The organism is Marinovum sp. PR37 (assembly GCF_028807375.1).
GTDB lineage: Bacteria > Pseudomonadota > Alphaproteobacteria > Rhodobacterales > Rhodobacteraceae > Marinovum > Marinovum algicola.
In genome coordinates this window covers 23,754-41,321 of the sequence record NZ_JARAML010000037.1, presented here as the reverse complement: position 1 = coordinate 41,321, position 17,568 = coordinate 23,754, and the positions used below count along the sequence as shown (strand labels likewise).

12 protein-coding genes are annotated in these 17,568 nt (G+C 59.1%); 9 read left to right on the top strand and 3 right to left on the bottom strand.

The features are described 5' to 3' along the window. The 3 genes from PVW49_RS21875 to PVW49_RS21865 form a co-directional block, all read right to left on the bottom strand. On the bottom strand, positions 1–454 hold a 454-nt coding region (locus PVW49_RS21875; protein WP_274591577.1), incomplete at its 3' end, for a hypothetical protein. Beyond that, positions 438–950, bottom strand: a complete 513-nt coding sequence (locus PVW49_RS21870) for a helix-turn-helix domain-containing protein (protein WP_093036943.1) — start codon at positions 948–950, stop codon at positions 438–440. The genes PVW49_RS21875 and PVW49_RS21870, both read right to left, overlap by 17 nt. 261 nt (positions 951–1,211) lie before the next feature. Further along, the gene (locus tag PVW49_RS21865; protein WP_274591576.1) at positions 1,212–1,619 is read right to left on the bottom strand and encodes a hypothetical protein; all 408 of its coding nucleotides are present in this window, start codon (positions 1,617–1,619) and stop codon (positions 1,212–1,214) included. 651 nt (positions 1,620–2,270) lie between these two features. Here PVW49_RS21865 and PVW49_RS21860 point away from each other — a divergent pair. The 9 genes from PVW49_RS21860 to PVW49_RS21825 all read left to right on the top strand — a co-directional run bounded on the left by PVW49_RS21860 (position 2,271) and on the right by PVW49_RS21825 (position 17,544). Further along, positions 2,271–3,200, top strand: a complete 930-nt coding sequence (locus tag PVW49_RS21860; protein WP_093036938.1) for a DUF2493 domain-containing protein — start codon at positions 2,271–2,273, stop codon at positions 3,198–3,200. Positions 3,201–3,432: 232 nt separating this feature from the next. Continuing rightward, positions 3,433–4,509: an SH3 domain-containing protein gene (locus PVW49_RS23820; protein WP_093036932.1), complete on the top strand. Its 1,077-nt coding sequence runs from the start codon at positions 3,433–3,435 to the stop codon at positions 4,507–4,509. 359 nt (positions 4,510–4,868) lie between these two features. Then, the gene (locus PVW49_RS21855) at positions 4,869–5,075 is read left to right on the top strand and encodes a hypothetical protein (protein WP_007120662.1); all 207 of its coding nucleotides are present in this window, start codon (positions 4,869–4,871) and stop codon (positions 5,073–5,075) included. 552 nt (positions 5,076–5,627) lie between these two features. Further along, on the top strand, positions 5,628–6,221 hold the full coding sequence (locus PVW49_RS21850; RefSeq protein ID WP_274591575.1) for a helix-turn-helix domain-containing protein: 594 nt from the start codon (positions 5,628–5,630) through the stop codon (positions 6,219–6,221). Next, positions 6,208–8,541, top strand: a complete 2,334-nt coding sequence (locus PVW49_RS21845; protein ID WP_274591574.1) for a relaxase/mobilization nuclease domain-containing protein — start codon at positions 6,208–6,210, stop codon at positions 8,539–8,541. The genes PVW49_RS21850 and PVW49_RS21845 overlap by 14 nt, the downstream gene beginning before the upstream one ends. 8 nt (positions 8,542–8,549) lie before the next feature. Then, the gene (locus PVW49_RS21840; RefSeq protein WP_274591578.1) at positions 8,550–10,553 is read left to right on the top strand and encodes a type IV secretory system conjugative DNA transfer family protein; all 2,004 of its coding nucleotides are present in this window, start codon (positions 8,550–8,552) and stop codon (positions 10,551–10,553) included. Between the two features lie 108 nt (positions 10,554–10,661). Further along, positions 10,662–14,747 carry an Eco57I restriction-modification methylase domain-containing protein gene (locus PVW49_RS21835; protein ID WP_274591573.1) on the top strand — a complete coding sequence of 1,362 codons (4,086 nt, stop codon included), beginning with the start codon at positions 10,662–10,664 and terminating at the stop codon, positions 14,745–14,747. Beyond that, a complete protein-coding gene (locus PVW49_RS21830; RefSeq protein WP_274591572.1) occupies positions 14,744–15,781 on the top strand; it encodes an SIR2 family protein in 1,038 nt (345 codons plus the stop codon). Before PVW49_RS21835 ends, PVW49_RS21830 begins: the two co-directional genes overlap by 4 nt. 8 nt (positions 15,782–15,789) lie before the next feature. Next, the gene (locus PVW49_RS21825) at positions 15,790–17,544 is read left to right on the top strand and encodes an ATP-binding protein (protein ID WP_274591571.1); all 1,755 of its coding nucleotides are present in this window, start codon (positions 15,790–15,792) and stop codon (positions 17,542–17,544) included. Positions 17,545–17,568 lie beyond the last annotated feature (24 nt).

The window sequence follows — 17,568 nt, the reverse complement described above, 5'->3', positions numbered from 1 at the left end:
CCGCGTCAAGGACCAGCCGCTGCGGTAGAAACCGGGCGCTTACCGTGTTGTGGTGGTTCAGATCGAGGATGAGTTCCACATTGCCGACGCCCTGGCCGCGAATCCGGTTCAGCTTCCGGAATTGCCCGACGGCGACCTTGACGGTCTCGATGACATTCCCGGCGTAGATCGCTGGCGCAGTGCCCTCGGTGACCGTTCCCAGCCTATTCATCAGAATCATGCCCTCGGGCCGGTCAGTCTGTGCGAAGCGCGCCAGAAGACTTTGCAGGTATTCACGACTCAGATTCGCCGCATGCAGCTCGTTCGCATTCGGCTCCAGCAAATCACTCAAGGATTTATCCGCGCGTCCGCACTCCCGCGCCCAAGCCATCACGCATCCGAGCGCGAAGCCGGGTTCGCCGGCGGTTCCGCATTCGTCGATGAAACAAAGGATGCGCTTATTCTGTGCCGCCATCGCCCTTGGCCTTTCTGGCGCGGGCGCTTGCCCTGGCACGCGGCGTCTCGGTCAGGGCCCGAGCTTCCTCCCGCTCCTTCCGTTCCTCCTCGAAATCCGGTTCGAGCTTCTTCAGCTTGTTGATCAGCCCGGTCAGGTGGTACCGGTTCGGGCCGTAGTCACCGGCGCTCGTCTTCCACTGTTCGCGCGTGACGAGCCCGGCTTCTTCGAGCGCCTTAATGTTGATCCTGATCGTCTGCTCCGTGATGCCGATGCGCTTTGCAAGATCGCGCTTCGTCGGGAAAGGCGGACGGAGCGGATCGTAGTAGTAACCGAGAAGCTGGACGATGATGGTCAGCTGGGTTGGGGTGATCCCCAGCCGGTTTTGCGCGCGCAGCAGGATATTTGGAACGCCGGTATACCCATGCGAATAGACCTTCGGTCCGAAGATGCGTTCGGTCGAGGATTTTTCCGGCGCCTTCTTGCGCGCCTTGCTTGTTTTGATTGTCTTTGCCATTGCGGGCCTCCTTGTCATTCGATTTACGGAGGCTTGGGCGTCTTCTCAATGGCTTGGCCGGGCCTTCGAATGGTGGAATTTCCACCCCACCCGAATATCGGTACTCCGCTACTCCCGAACTCGCGGTTATTGGAACACGATGCTTAGGTGTACGATATCCCGCCACAGGTGGATATGGAAAGCCACCATACCCGTGGGGTGGAAAACCTGTCAACGTGAGGTGGCAGGTTTTGCGCTCTTTTCGCCCGTTGGATCCCGACCCTAGGGGTAGTTGCCCGGCCAATACGGGTCAACGTTCATTCCGGCGGGCGCGTCACCGTCAATGTAAATTCCGTTGTGCCCGCCGACCGTGTCCACGATCGCGTCCGAGATCGTCAATTTCATATCGGGAACCCAGAGTCTGTCTTTCACGGTCACGATGTAGATCGCGCCGGCTTTGGAGTCGCACCAGATGGTTTCTATGCGCCGCGACATAAGCTCGGGCATGGCATCGACAATGCGTTTCATATCCTCCAGCTCACGAAGGACCGCCCATCTGGTCTCAAGCTGCACTCCCTTGTAGGTGAAACCAGACACTGGTGCCTTCTGCCCGGCCTCCGCCCAGTCTATCTCATTTTGCCGTTGAAGTGCTTCCGACAGTTCAGGGGGCATTTCGATGTCATCAACCATTGCTCGGTCTCCTTTTTGTTCCCATCTTGTTCCTTGCCGACGGATTGAGCAACTGAAACATTATGGGGCTTGCAGACTTACGAATTTCGCAGTTTTGAACATACCGCCCGATGCCTGTCGGCCTCCCCAGCTCGGCTTCGCGTGTCGCAGGGGAGAACGGCCCTTCGGTCCGTCGCGCATTCGGCCATGCGGCCTCACCGCGGCGTTGCACCCGGCGTCCCGGTTTGCCCGCCTCGCGAGCACGTCCCTCCCCGGCCGCTCCGCCGGATTGCGCTCTGGTCTGTTTTGCGGGGCAAAACGATCCCGCCGCTCCATCCGTCTCACGCGTCCGGTCGGGCCGTTTGCCTGCTCGGGTCGGGCAAACCTACCGTCAAACCACACACACATGAGCGCGGAAGCATATCCTCCGGATGGCCCCCAAATCAGCCCGCGTCAAGGATCGCAAAACTTTTCGGCGGGGGCGGGGCATGTGGCGCGGGATGGTCCCGTGCGTGAGGGCGCGCATGTGTCCGGTGTTGCGCGCAGAAAACTTTTGCGCCCGGCAAGCCGGCGGCTGCGCCGTCCCTGACCCGGGCAGATTCGGAAACCAAGCATTCGGCCATGCCCCCACACTCACGTGGTGGCCTAGGAACCGAACACTGGAGACCAGACATGGCTTACGACACCGCAAACACCTACGAGACGATCGAACTTTTCGGGCTGACCGAGAAGGACGCGCAGCTGCCGATCCCGGAAGATCACATCCTGACCGACCACATCATCCGCGAGAGCTTCGAGGCTCTGCTCGGTCAATTGCGAAATACCGGGCTCGAGGCGGAAATCGAACCGCTGGCCCATGGGCTCGCCACGATCCTGCAGCGCCGCAAGGTGGCGCTTGGCAAGGAGGTCGACCGCACCGCCGACAAGATCGGTGCGCTGGCAAAATCCCACGACGGATCGGAGATCGCCGAGACCGCGCTCGAAGAGGCGCAGGCGCGCTTTGTGCAGCTGCGCGAGATTGTCAGCGCCATCGAGGTGATGAGCGAAGCGGCGGCGGAATGCTACGAGATCGAGACCGGTCACGCCTTCATCCCGGCAGCCGGGTCGCGCGCAAGCGTCCGGGCGCAAGAGACTGGCGCGGTCTTCGAGGCGCGGCAACTGCTGGAGCAGCACGACCGTGAAACCGCCGAGAAGTCGAAAGTCGAGGGGGTTCCCCTGATCGTCTCAGGCGCAACCGACTGGACAGATGTCGATGTGATCTTCAACACGCTCGACAAGGTTCGCGAACGGATCAAGCAGAACCGCAACCAGGAAATCTTCCTCTGCCACAAGGGTGGCAAGCACGGGGCGGAGATGATTGCGGCCCGGTGGGCCCGGGCACGCGGGATCGCGCAGGCGCGCTTCGATCCGCGCTGGTCCGCGCACGGGCGGGCGGCACCGTTCAAGTGCAACGACGAAATGCTGGACGACAAGTTCGCGGCGACGGGGGTTGTCCTCTTCGGCGGCAACGGGGTCGCGCTTAACCTCGGGCAGAAGGCGGAAGCGAAAGGCCTGACGGTCATGCGGGTTGCTGACCCGGCTAAGAAGACCGCGGAGACTTGAACATAGAGGGTCGCCTTCGGGCGGCCCTTTCACCGTTTTCCCAGATGTGTGTGAACAACGGCGGCGTCGCAGTGAACTCCAGCAATGGGAGTCGAATGCCTAGGTGTTTGTAGTCCGTCCAATCTGGTTTCGGAAATCGCTGGATGGTATCTCGATGCAATTACAGCTTAATGTGGCCGTGCGGCAGAAGACATTTGTTGCACAGATCAACACCCGCCCAGGTTTTTCCTAGATGCCTTTTTCTCCGGAACGCACCAAAGAGATTCAATCACGCATTGATGCGCGCTTGCGATCCGGGCAGGCAAACGATTGGGAGATGTCTTTTCTCACGAACATGGCTGAGCGGTTTCAGCGGTATGGGACGCAGACGCGCCTGAGCAAAGCGCAGTATGCGAGCCTGCACAAAGTCTTGAAACTGGAACGGGAAAAACCGGCCCAGACAAAGTCAGCGGCTGAAGACAAGACGTCTAAACCAGCACCAAGGCGCAGTACCAGAACCGGTCAGGCAAGACCCCGTCCGGTCTCCGTGACCCGCGCGATCAATGCACCTCGGCGTGCCGTGCGCAAGGCTCAACGCCAAATCATGGTTCCGTTGGTGATCGCTGTCGGATTCTTCGCATTGGTTGGATCATTGTTTGAATCATCGAACACGCGATCCACACCTTACAGTCCGTCAGCCGTTCCCTCATCGCAAACTGCCGACGCCGCTTACGTCTATGTGACAGGGACACGCGTCAATCAACGTGCTGGTCCGTCTACTTCCAATGCCGTGATGGGTGTCTTGAGCGAAGGAACCCGCGTCGAAATTCTGCGCGAAGATGGGCAGTGGACCCAGATTCGATCCAATTTTGGTATGGGCTGGATGGCGACCCGTTTCTTGTCGCCAGTCGCGCCGCCAACAGAGCGACCCGCCTCACAGGACCGGTCGCTTCGCGCCAGCGATGTGCGGATCATTGACGGTGATACGATCGATGTTCGAGGCCTGAGAGCGAACGTGCGTCTCGTTGGATTTAACGCGCCTGAGACATGGAGACCCGCCTGCACTGCAGAGCGTGAGGTCGGGGAGCGCGCGACTGCGCGTCTAGGTCAATTGGTGCGGGGTGCGACATCAATTGAGTTTGAGCGCGTGGCCTGTTCCTGCCGGCCCGGGACGGAGGGTACGGATCAGTGCAACTTCGGGCGGTTCTGCGGCTCGTTGTTCGTTGACGGTCGGGACGTCGGCAGCACGCTCATTGCTGAAGGTCTGGCCGTGCCGTACCGATGTGGACGCACCAGCTGTCCCCCACGCCCTCAACCCTGGTGCCGATAGCAGACGCGCCCAACCGACCCAGACGACGAACCTTCGCGCGCGGCGGAACGCTGACCTGCCACATGGTGAGCGTGACGGATCGATATCCAGATGCATTGGATCAGAACGAACCTAGCCATCTTCGATCACGATCGACGGGTTCGATGGCGGCTTCAAAGTGGTGGCACAAATTTGGGTCTCTCCTTTTTGCTCATAGATGTGGATCGCACGGGGTCGGCCCGTGCGTGCCCTCCGCTGACGCTCCGGCAAGCACAAATACGGCTTCCACGGCGGGGCCGCGGACCCTCCGCATTTGCGCTTGCGACCGGGCCTTTTGCCCCCGTGCCGGGTGATCCCCATCGCAACAAGGAGTAACCCAAATGACCAACCATTACGTCGCCACCGTCCCCGTCAAGTTCACCGACACCGATGGCCAGGAGCGCACCCGCTTCCAACGCGTGGGTGCCATGTTCCGCAACACTCGCAATGGGGACGGCTCGGAGTTCTTCAGCCTCAAGCTCGACTTCCCGGTCGCGGTCTCGGAGCTGGTGATGTTCCCGCCGAGCGCGAAGGACCCGCAGGACTAAATCCTCTCACGAGGATGGGCCGCCATCAGGCGGCCCGATCCCAGTTCCAGGGATGCCGGGTTCGGCGGTCAGATCGCTCAAGGGGACCTCACGAAGCCGCCGGTCGCTTTGCATTCAACAGACGCGCTTCTCCCGGAAGGGTCAGGCCGCGACAGACCGGCCAGTCAGCCTCAAGGGGGCCATCCACAAAAACCTATCGGCCAGGGCCTCCCGGTTTTTGCGGCAGAGATTTGGCGGAGCCAAATCTGGCCCTCCTTGACCCTGCCTGTCCGCCCTTTCGGTGGGGTTTGCGCCCGCCCGCGGTTCCTTCCGAACACTTGGGTGTTCGGCCAGACCCTCGGGCGGGGCTGGGGAAGGGGACCCATTGGACAGGTGGGTCGCCCGGTGGTGAGGGCGGCAGAGCCGCGTCCCTGCGGGCCGCGGGGGAAGCGGACACCAAGGCTGCCTGAGCCTGAATGCGACGTAAGTATATAATTGACAGCTAGGTATAATATCGTAAGGTGGGGGCAGCCTTGGTGGAAGGTGGCAGGAAATAGGGGGTCTTTCTTCCGCATGTCCCGAGCAAAACGCCTGACAGAGATCGAGAAGATGCAGATCGTCCGCGAGGCCGCGGAGGGTGTGTCGACGTCCGAGCTGGCTGCGAGGTTCGGTGTTACATCGCGGGCCGTGCGCTACGTCCTGAAAGCTGATGCCGAGCGCCAGGCAGATGCCGCGATCCCGGTCTCCGCGGTCAGTGTGAAGGTCACGGCTGCGGAGCTTGCGGCGCTCGACGAGGTGCTGGACGAGGCCGGGATCGAGAGCCGGGCCGAGGGGCTCAGGCGGCTCATTCAGGCGGCAGGCGGGGTGTTCGTTCCGGACGCGCAGATGGCAGCAGAGATGGCGCGCTACCGCGCCTCTCTGCACGAGGTCGGAAATGGGGTCGCGCAGATCGCCAAGCAGATGACGCAGGCCAACCGGCGGGGGCAGGGGGCTGACGGTGGCACGCGTGCCGAGTTCTCCGAATTGCGCCTTGCGCAGATGCGCGGGCTGGCGCGGTTCATCCTGGATTCCGCTGACGAGATTGACCTGCTCCTGCGCCGCCGACGTGATGCGATGCAGCTCGAAGCCACGGCCGCGCTAAGGGAGTTTGCCCATGCGGCTGAATGATGCCGTCCATGCCGTCACGGGCGAGATCTTTCGGGATGGCTGGAGCCGAGTCCGGGGCTCGATGCAGGGGCTGCACGTGGCCAAGCAGACCCAGCTTACGCGTGCGGCAGCAGGGCATCGGCCAGCGGTCTTCAAGGCGATCCGGGGCGGGGGCACGTATACCAAATCGCAGCTCGCAATCCAGCTCGATTACCTCACCACCAAGTCTACCCATATCGTGGACAGTAGCGGGTTCCTGGATGGCAAGGCGAAGCTCGAGGCGGGTGACATCAAGGACCTGACCGAGCGCTTTGCCAAGCGGTGGGATGCGGGCTTCAAGCCCAAGCTGGGCCAGACCACCCACATGCTCATGTCCTTCCCCGTGGGCACGCGTGGGGAGGATGTGCGCGACATCGCGACGGACGTGGCCGAGCGGTTCTTCCAGACCGACGCGGGGCATTTCGATTACATCATCGCGGTGCATGAGGACCGCGATCATCCCCATGCGCATCTGGTGCTGAACCGCCGCTCGCAAGAAGGCGAGTTCTTTTTCCTCGGGCGCAACCATCGCTTCAACTATGACGACTTTCGCCTCGCCATGGTCGAGGAGGCGGAGAAGTACGGCGTGCGCCTGGAGGCCACACGGCGGGTGGATCGCGGGGTTGTACATTACCCAGCCCGCACCAGCGAGGTTTATGCGGCGAAAGAAGAGGGTCGCGCTCCCCGCGAGCGGGAACGTGTGGGGGCCGACCTGACCCGGACGCTGGCGGAGATCGCCAACACCAGAACCGTCTACCATTCGCTGGCCGCAGAGGCCTCCCGGGAGGCCCGCGAGGATATTGCCGCAGCCCTCTTCCGCGCGGGCGAGGTGCTGGCGCGCGGCGGGCAGGTGGACCGAACAGGAGATGTGTATATGGCCGAGGATCAAAGCTTCGAGGATCTCAGAAGCCTCTATGCGGAAAAGCTCGCGCGGGTGCAGGGCATGATCGCCGAGAAGCCCGACGCGGAACGTCCCGTGTTGGAAAAACGCCTCATCGAGATCCAGACGCAGGTCCAGCACATGCAGCCTCTCGGATTGCGTTCATCCACGCTGTCAGAGACCCCGTCGGAGGGCGGGATCTATTCCGAAGCCAATATCGACGCCAGCCAGCGCGAGCGTCTGGCCGAGCCCGACCTGAGATCGCGCATTGACGCGGCACTACGCGGCACCGGGATCAGCACATCGGAAGTGGTGGCCCGGATCGAAACCGGGGCCTCGAGCGCCGCGCTGGAGCATCAATGGATCGCAGATGATCTCTCCAAGGTGGCCGAGGCGCGCGATCTGAACCTTGAACGCCGCGCCGATCTGGAACAGGCCCGCGACATTCTCAACGATGTGCATGTCGAACTTGGCACGCTCTTCGAGCGGGAGAACGTGCTGCGCCGGGATGGCGTCATGGAAGCGGAACCGATCAACGAGCGGTTCCACTATCACGAGGGCGCGGTCCGGGCGATGGAAGGGACAATCCGTCAGGAGATGCGCGCAGACGGCCTGACCGCGCAGCAGATCGAGGACCGGGACTGGGAGGTTGTCTCACGGGCGGAGCGCCGGATCGAGACGGAGCAGCGTGCATATCTCGAGGCACACCCGGATCTGCTCGCACGCCCTGGCGATGTGATTGACCGGTCTGCGCCCTACAGGGAGACCATTACCGATGCGGCCCGTGCCAGCGAGATCACCCGCGAGGTCGACCGCATCATGGAGGGACGCGATGTCCGCACACCTGTTGCGGATGCTGTCGCAGATGACTTGCGCGCGCGCTATCCGGACATGCCGTCCCACCTCGCCCGCGGGCTTGGCGCGACCTATGCGGCCGTCGTCGAGATCCGGGACACGGAGGTCATCAATCAGGTCCGCCGCGAAACCGAGTTGCGCGAGGGGCTTGGGTCTGGAACGCGCGACGCACTCCTCGCAGCCCGCGATGAAACTGCGCCGCAGTCTGACCGTACCGACCGCCTCGCAGACGAGATTGCGCGTGTCCTGGACCATGAGCGGGCGGGGGAGTTGTCCGCGCCCTTCGAGACCGAGGCGGAGCGGGACGCCTTCCGAACCGAGATCGCGCGGGTGCTGGATGACCGTCAACTTGAGCGGCTCACATCCGGTGATGCCGATGCGCTGGAAAAGGTTCTCGAGGACCGCCTCGACCGGCTCTATGTCGCCAAGGTCTATCTGCAATCCGATGCCGCGACGGCCAACACGGAGGCCTTGCGCCAGGTGGTCGATGATCTTGCAGATACCGAATACGAAAAACACCGCACTGGCGATGTGGATGGCGAGACCGAGCGAGGACAGGTCCATTGAGCGCGCCCATGGGAAAGGCGCGGATCGCGACCGGTGTCTTGTTGGTAACGCTGGTGACCGCCGCCATGGGCTATACCATCGCCTCGGCGGTGCTGACCTACCAGGATCTTGGGTTTGGGGCCGAGATCGACTTTGCTTATATCGCGCAGAACTACATGGCGATCCTCGATCGCCGCCCGGAGGACGCCCAACTCATCCATCTGATCATCGGCAGCTTCGCCGCCGCCGGCCTGATGCTGAGCCTCGCCCTCTCGGGGTCCGCCCTGACACGCTTTGGTCAGACCCATTGGCAGACCGCGCGCGAGATGAAGGCCAATGGCTTCTTCGGGGCGCCGGGCACCGGGTTCATCCTCGGCAAGCTGGGGCCGCCCGGCTCCCGCGCCAATTACATTTGTTCGAAGGTTTTCCCGCATGCGCTGATCGTGGCGCCCACGGGCCGCGGCAAGACCACGGGCTTCGTCATTCCGAACCTGTTGACCTGGCAAGGCTCTGCCGTGACGCTCGATGTGAAGGGCGAGTGTTTCGAGGCAACGGCCCGGCACCGCGCAGCCCAAGGCGACCAAGTCTATCGCTTTGCCCCCACCGATTGGGAGGGCAAGCGCACGCATCGTTACAACCCGCTCCTGCGCATCTATCAACTGAAAGATCCCGCGCGCCAGCAGATGGAATTGCAACTCCTGGCGACGCTGTTCCTGCAGAGCGACAATGACCGGGTGCAGGGCCTGCTCAAGGGCGGGATCGATCTCTTCGTGGCGGCAGGCCTGCTGGCGTTCCAGCGCAAGCGCCCGACCTTGGGCGAGATCTATCGCATCGCGGCCTCGGGCGGGAACAAGCAGAAGGAATACTTCGCGCGCGGCCACGAGGTGGATAACCGGGCCGCAAAACTGATCTTCACGCGGTTGGCTTCGACCAACAATGACACCCTGACCTCTTACGTCTCGCTCCTGATGACCTCGGGGCTCGATCAATGGCAGAACCCGGCCATCGATGAAGCGACGGCAGTCTCGGACTTTGATTTCCGCACGATCCGGAAAAAGCCCTTTTCGGTCTATCTCGTGGTCCAGCCGCTGATGGTGAAGCCGCTCGCGCCGCTGATCCGGCTGTTTTTCTCCGATCTCCTCTCGGCCATGCAGGAAAAGGACCCCGGGCCAGACGAGCCGTGGCCCGTGATGATCATGCTCGACGAGTTCAACCGTCTCGGCAAGATGCCCATCGTGGTCGAGAGCATCGAGACCCTGCGGACCTATCGCGGTCACCTGGCCGTCGTGACACAAACCATCCCCGCCCTCGATGAAATCTATGGCGAAAACACCCGCCGTGCGCTGCAGGGCAACGCGGGCGTGAAACTCTATCTCACGCCCTCGGATGAGAAGACCGTCGAAGAGCTCAGCAAGGCGGTTGGCAAGACCACCAAGACCGTTATCACGCGGTCCCAGTCCATCGGCAAGAACCCCTTTGAAGGGCGCAGCCAATCCACACGGACCGAAGAAAGTTCCTTGCTGCCCGAAGATGAGGCGCGCCGCCTACCGCTCGACGAGATCGTCATGGTCATCGATGCCCAGATGCCGGTCCGCGCGAAGCGGATCCAATATTTTGACGATCGGCTGTTCAAGGCGATCCACGCGGCGCAGACGGGGGAGTTGCCGTTTCCGAAGCCGGGGGGAGGGGGGCCGCAGGGCACGCTGCCGCTGAGTGTTCAGGCGATGCCTTTGTTCCCGCGTTCGCACGGAGGAGCAGTAGATGAATCCCTATCTGAAAGCGCGGATCAGGTGCGAGGCGAGGCGCAACGGCCTCCGACGCGAGTTGACACCTCGCCAAAGAAGACTGCAGCCGTGGTTCAGGCGGTGACCGCGGAGGAGCAGCGGCAGATGGAGATGGATTTTGTGGGGCAGGTGGCGTCGGATGATCTGGAAAAGGAGGAAGATGACGCTCAGTTACGAACCGCACTGGATGGCCTTGACGATCTGCGGTCAATGATGGCCAAACGGTCCGAAGCTGGACATGCGGAGTAATCATAGGTCTGACGATGGCAAGTTGCTCTATGTTTGCGCGCCTCACATTTGTGCTGCATCGCGTTTCGGGAATTGATACGTTACGAAAAAACAAGAGGAAATCTCGATTTGAGCAGTGAGATCGCAAGCCAGGGCAGCCTATTCACTTCCGACTTTTTGACCGAGTCCATTCAGGACGTTTCGGAGTGGAACACGCTTGGCGATGCTGATCTTGAAAAGTTTGGTGAGAGCATTCGTGACCATTTTGAAAGCTTCCCAATTGCTCAAACACCGAATGAAAGCCAAACAGAAGACGATCTGATCTGGCCAATTCTTGAAGCGCTTGGCTGGACGGAATCGCTGCGTCAGCAAAACCTGTCACCAAGGGGGCGCGAAGACGTGCCCGATGGTCTGCTGTTTGAAAGCGTTGAAACGAAGGCCAAGGCGAACGGCTTCCCCGAAGAATGGAAGCGATACGAGTTTGGCCGCGCCGTGGTTGAGTCCAAAAGATGGGCGCGCCCACTCGATCGGCGATCTGGCCGACGTGGAGAGGAAACCGCGCCCTCGACCCAGATGCTCCGCTACTTGCGCCGCATCGACGATATCACGGGCGGTACACTCCGTTGGGGCATTCTGACCAACGGCTCAAAATGGCGGCTCTACTTCTCGGGCGCGCGGTCTGTGTCTGAGCAATTCTTCGAGCTCGACATCGCGGCAATCCTCGATCTGCCAGGGCACAATGACGGGCTTTTCGCGCTAAATGAAGACGATCGTCGCCACTGGCTGAAGGTATTTTTGCTTATCTTCCGGCGTGAGGCATTCGTGCCTGCAGGCGCTGATCCGCGCACTTTCCACGAAAAAGCTCTCGAAGAGGGCAAGTTCTACGAAGAGCGCGTTGCTGAAGACCTCTCAAACAAGGTTTTCGGAGAGGTGTTTCCTGACCTTGTGCGCTCGATCGTCAAAGCCGCACCCGAGGCCGATCTACAGGATGTGCGCGAAGCCGCGCTGATCCTGCTCTACCGGCTCTTGTTCATCCTATACGCTGAAGACCGCGACCTCTTGCCGGTTAAGGACACGCGCTATGACGACTACGGACTGCGCAACAAAGTGCGTCTCGATGTCAAAGAACGCAAAGACAAGAACGATGTCTTCTCTGAAACGGCTGCGCGCTATTGGGGCGCGATGGCCGATCTTTTCATCGCGATTGACCAAGGGGACGCCTCAATCGGTCTTCCACCTTACAACGGCGGTCTTTTCGATCAGGAACGCCATGCGATCTTGACCAATATCCGCATCCCCGATGCGGTCATGGCGCGCGTGATCGACGCGCTTTCCTTCGAGGTGACACCAGAGGGGCGCAAGTACATCAACTACCGTAACCTCTCGGTGCAGCAGCTTGGCTCGATATATGAACGGCTGCTCGAATATGAGGTGACGCGCGATGGCGATGACATCACGGTTCAGCCCAACATCTTCGCGCGTAAAGGTTCAGGCAGCTACTACACGCCGGATGACCTGGTGCAGCTCATTCTGACCGAGACCCTCGAACCGCTTCTCGAAGAGCGCAAGCGTGCCTTCAGAGACAAGATCGAAGAGTTGGGGCAAGGGGACTTGCCAGATCATCGCAAGATTGGTCAGCTCAAGCGTCTCGATCCGGCAACCGCGCTTCTCGACCTAAAGATCTGTGATCCGGCCATGGGCTCAGGCCATTTCCTCGTAAGTCTGGTGGATTTCATGGCCGACCAGGTGATTGCGGCCATGGCCGAGGCCGAACTCGATGCACCTGAAGAATGGGGAGATTATATCTCTCCCTTGGGCGAACGGATCGATACGATCCGCAACACCATATTGGCCAATGCTGATGAGCGGAACTGGACGATTGACGAGGAGCAACTCGACGACCGGCACATCATTCGCCGAATGGTTCTCAAGCGCTGCATTTACGGCGTCGACAAGAACCCGATGGCGGTCGAACTCGCGAAGGTAGCCCTGTGGCTTCACACCTTCACCGTGGGCGCGCCACTGTCTTTCCTGGATCACCACTTGCGGTGCGGGGACAGCCTTTTCGGGTCATGGGTCAAGAACGGAATCGACAAGGCTGCAACCTTTGGAACTCCGCTCCTCCTGCACGAGCCCATGAGGCGGGCTTTGCGGGCAGCTTCCAAGATGCAGATCGTTGAAGGGCTGACAGACGCTGAAATCGCCGAGGCGCACCGTTCGGCCGACGTGTTTGCCGAGGTGGAGGAGATGACAGCGCCCCTCGACGCGCTGTTAAAATTCATCCACGCGCTGGAATGGATTGGCGTCAAAGACAAGGCCGGAAAGGCGGCTCTAAAAGTCTTCTTCGACGGGCAGTTCGGTGATCCCTTGGCCATTGCCATGGGTAAACGTGATCCCCGGATCAAACGTGATGCAGACCAACGGTTCGCCGAGATCCTTGCCGAAGCGAGAACTCTGATCTCCGAAGAGAACTTCCTAAATTGGCAGGTCGCGTTTCCAGGCATCTGGTCGGATTGGGAAGATGAAACGCTCACAGGCGGGTTCGACGCGATCGTCGGAAACCCGCCATGGGATCGGATCAAGCTTCAGCAGGTCGAATGGTTTGCAGCCCGCCGTCCGGAAATTGCCCGGGTTCAACGTGCTGCGGACCGCAAAGCCCTAATCTCTGACCTACAGAAGGCTGGCGACCCGCTCGCCAAGGAGTTCGAAAAGGCCAATGCACGCGCGGAATCGACGAGCCGCATGGCACGCAAGGGTGGCGATTACCCGCTCTTGTCCGGGGGTGATACGAATTTCAACTCGCTGTTCGTGGAACGGGCACGGGCGATAATTGCACCGGATGGCATTGTCGGGCTTCTCATTCCCTCTGGCATCGCAACGGAAACAAGCTCACAGGAGTTTTTTTCACAATTAATCGAAGGCCATGCGGCATCCTGCTATTTTGATTTCTTCAATAAACGAGCGGAAGGTCCCCTCTTCTTCCCGGACGTCTATTATCGCTTTAAATTCAGCGTTCTGGTCTTTTCTGGTGGTCAAAAGACTTTCGGCGAATGCCGTTTTGCTACTTTCGTGCGCGATATCACCGAGCTGAAAGACCTGCACAAAGTCTTCAGCATGGGGGTCGATCACTTCCAGCATGTGAATCCGAATTCGAAAACTGCACCGGTCTATCGCGCGGCCCGGGATCGAGAGATCGCCACAGAGACGTATGAACGTTTCCCTGTTCTCGTGGACCGTTCATCGGGTTCGGAGGTCAAAGCTTGGCCAGTAAGATATGCCACGCAGTACCACATGGCGAACTCTTCAGATGAGTTTCGAACCACCAAGGAACTTGAAGAGAAGGAAGGTGCCTGGCCCGAGCATGGAGGGGTCTGGGGCAGCGCGCAGGGCAACTGGGTGCCCTTGTACGAAGGCAAGATGGTGCAAGCCTTCGATCATCGCGCATCCGGCATTACTACCATTGACGCAAATCTGCATCGCAGTGGCCAAGGTGCTGCAACGACTGACGAGCAGCGGCATGACCCAAGCCACGTCATCGCGCCAAGATATTTTGTGCTCGACCCCGGCGATTTGAACGTCGAACTGGCAATAAAAGATGTCACATCGACGACCAATGCCCGCTCCCTGATTTCCTGCATCATCCCGCCATTCGGGGCCGGACACACCCTGCCTATCCTGAGGGTCGAAATCGAAGATGCGAGAGAACGTGCAAAGGCGCAAGCCATATTGGCCGCATCCCTCAACAGCACGATGGTCGACTTCATCGCCAGGACCAAGATCCTCAGCAACCATGCGAGTTGGTACATTCTCGAGCAGCTACCGATGATTCCGCCTGAGCTGATTCAATCAACCCGATTTGGCAGTAAATCCGCGGTTGAGATCGTGTGCGAAGCTGTGCTGGAGCTGACTTACACGGCTCACGACATTGCCGCGTTTGCGCACGATCTTGGATATGTTGACGATACCGGCGCGGTCCGACCGCCTTTCGCCTGGAACGAAGACAGACGTTTGATGCTGCGCGCCAAGCTCGATGCCTTGTTCTTTCATCTGTACGGCCTCACCGACCGAGACGATGTCCGATATGTCTACTCGACCTTCCCGATCATTGAACGACAAGAGGAAGAAGCCTTCGGCGAATATCGAAGCCGTGAGCTTTGTCTTGCCTGGATGAACGCGCTCGCCGCCGGAAACCCCGACGCGGAGATCAGGCTATGAACGGAGAAGAAAAGATCATCGAGAGGATCGCGACGTTTGCCCAACACTGTTTCCAGCAACACCCAGTCGTCATTCTGGGGAGCGGAGCATCAGTTGTACACGGCCTGAGAGGCATGGATGATTTGGCCCAATATCTCCGCGACCATATCCAACCTGACGAAGGTGAGGAAGCGGATGCATGGTTGTTGATCAGAACAGCTTTGGCTGATGGGGATGGCCTAGAGGAGGCTCTGCTCAAAACTGCGGCGCCGATAAGTCTCGTCGAAAAAATCGTCGGACTCACTTGGCAGGCGATCGCCGAAGACGACTTAGTTTTGATGGGGCGTGCTGCGCGCGGTGAGGAGCATTTCGACCTAGCTGACTTACTTCGTGGGATGTTCAAAAGCACACATACGGTCACAAATATTGTGACACCAAATTATGATCGCGTCGCAGAGTATGCATCTGATATGGCTGGATATTTTCACGCGACAGGCTTTTTGCCTGGCATTATCCGGCCGCGCGAAGGTGGTGATCCGGTTTCAGTTCGTCGGGGAGGCCAGACGGCGAGAACCGTCAGGATCTGGAAGGTTCACGGTTCTCTCGACTGGTTTGCTGATGCCACTGGCCGGGTTGTTTCCCTGCCAATACCTAATGCTCTTCCAGAAGGCTTTGAGCCTCTGATTGTGACGCCTGGTGTGAGTAAATACGAGCGCACGCACGATGAGCCATTTCGATCGGCAATCCAAGGTGCCGACCGAGCTTTGGAGCAGGCTGCCTCCTTTCTCTGCGTGGGTTACGGCTTCCGAGATCGGCACATTCAGCCGAAGATTGTCGAAAGATGCCGACAGCAGAACGTGCCCATAGTAGTCTTGGCACGCACGCTCACCGATGAAGCCAAACGCTTCTTGGCGGAGAATTCAGGCGAAGCTTACTTGGCGCTGGAGAGGGATGGGGACGGCACCAAGGCATTTTTTCCGGAACATCCACACGGCGTTACCATCGAAAAGCCCGATCTTTGGTCATTCGATAGTTTCAACAAATTGATTATGTGAGGTCCGAGATGCCGATTTTTGACTACGACGATGCCGAAGCACTAGGAAAGATCATTGCCGTCGACACCGCGGTTGTCGTGGTTCGCGTTGATGAACTCGAAAGATTGAAGCGTGTCCAGGTCAATCGGCTTGTCGCTCTCCAAAGCAGCAAAGCAGGTCAACACTTGGTGGGCGTGGTTTCCCGTATAACTCGAAAAGCGCCAGATATTTCGCCTTTAGAAGAGCAGCCCGAAGCAGATGAAGTTGCTGATTTGCCTGAAAACAATCTTGTTCGTGTTGCACTCATCGGCACCCTCATCGACAAGTTGGGGTTAGATGAAAACGTTTTTAGACGAACACTTGAGACTGTTCCGGAGATTGATGCAAATTGTTTTGCGCTAGAGGGAGCGCGTTTAACTAATTTTATGCAGGTGATTTCAAATGTTACTGGCGATGGGCCGCAAATGGAGCTTGGCAAGTATACTCTCGATGAGAATGCCACGGCATTTCTCAATGGAAACAGGTTGTTCCAGAGACATGCCGTTATCGTCGGTAGTACCGGTTCTGGCAAATCCTATACCACGGCGCGGATACTAGACCAAGTGGCAGCTTTGCCTCAGGCCAATGCTATCTTGTTCGATATCCACGGTGAGTACAAGACACTGGATGGCGAGGAGTTTCGCCACTTGCGAGTAGCGGGTCCAGGTGATCTTGGGCACGATCAAGGTCTTGATGATGGCGTGCTTTACCTACCCTACTGGCTGCTTGGATATGAAGCCATGGTTTCTCTTTTCGTGGACCGTTCTGATCAAAACGCGCCTAATCAGGCAATGGTAATGGCAAACACAATCACTGAGGCGAAACGCAAATTTCTCACGGATGGAAATCATACAGAGGTTCTGGTAAATTTCACCGTCGATAGCCCTGTACCTTTCCCACTAAACGAAATCCTTGATCGCCTGAAGTACCTTGACACTGAAAGGGTTCCGGGCGCCAGAGCAGGCTCCGATAAAGCGGGGGATTTCAATGGTAAATTGAGCCGCCTTATCGCTCGGTTCGAGGCGAAGCATCTCGACCGTCGACTTGGTTTTTTGTTTCAACCACACGCTGAGTGCATGGATATGGAATGGCTGTCGCGGCTGGCCCATGCTCTGACTGCCAGCAGGGGTGCACAAGAAGGCAGCAAAGGTGGCATCAAGATCATTGATTTCTCGGAAGTGCCCTCCGACATTCTTCCTTTGATGGTGAGCCTACTCGCAAGGCTGGTTTTCAACATCACCCAGTGGACACCAATCGAAGAGCGGCATCCGATAGCGTTGTTTTGCGACGAAGCGCACTTGTACATTCCGGAGCGAGCGGGTCGAGAGGGGGTCGACGATATCTCTGTTGGCATATTCGAGCGCATCGCAAAAGAAGGTAGGAAATATGGCGTTGGCCTCGTGGTTATTAGTCAACGACCTTCAGAGGTAAATAGAACGGTCTTGAGTCAATGTAACAATGTAGTCGCAATGCGACTGACTAATGGCGACGACCAGAGCGTGATCCGGAAGCTTCTGCCAGACAGCCTTGGTGGCTTTGGAGACCTACTGCCTGTTCTGGATGTGGGAGAGTCACTTGTGGTTGGTGATGCGAGCCTCCTGCCGACCAGAGTCCGCGTAGGCGAACCGAGATACAAGCCGAATAGCGCGACCATAGAGTTTTGGGATCGTTGGGCGAATGAATTGCCTGAAACAGATATTGCAGGTGCTGTTCTTGCTTGGAGAAGACAGAGCGCGCGACAGTAATTTGCTTAATCGTTCGAGATGGAG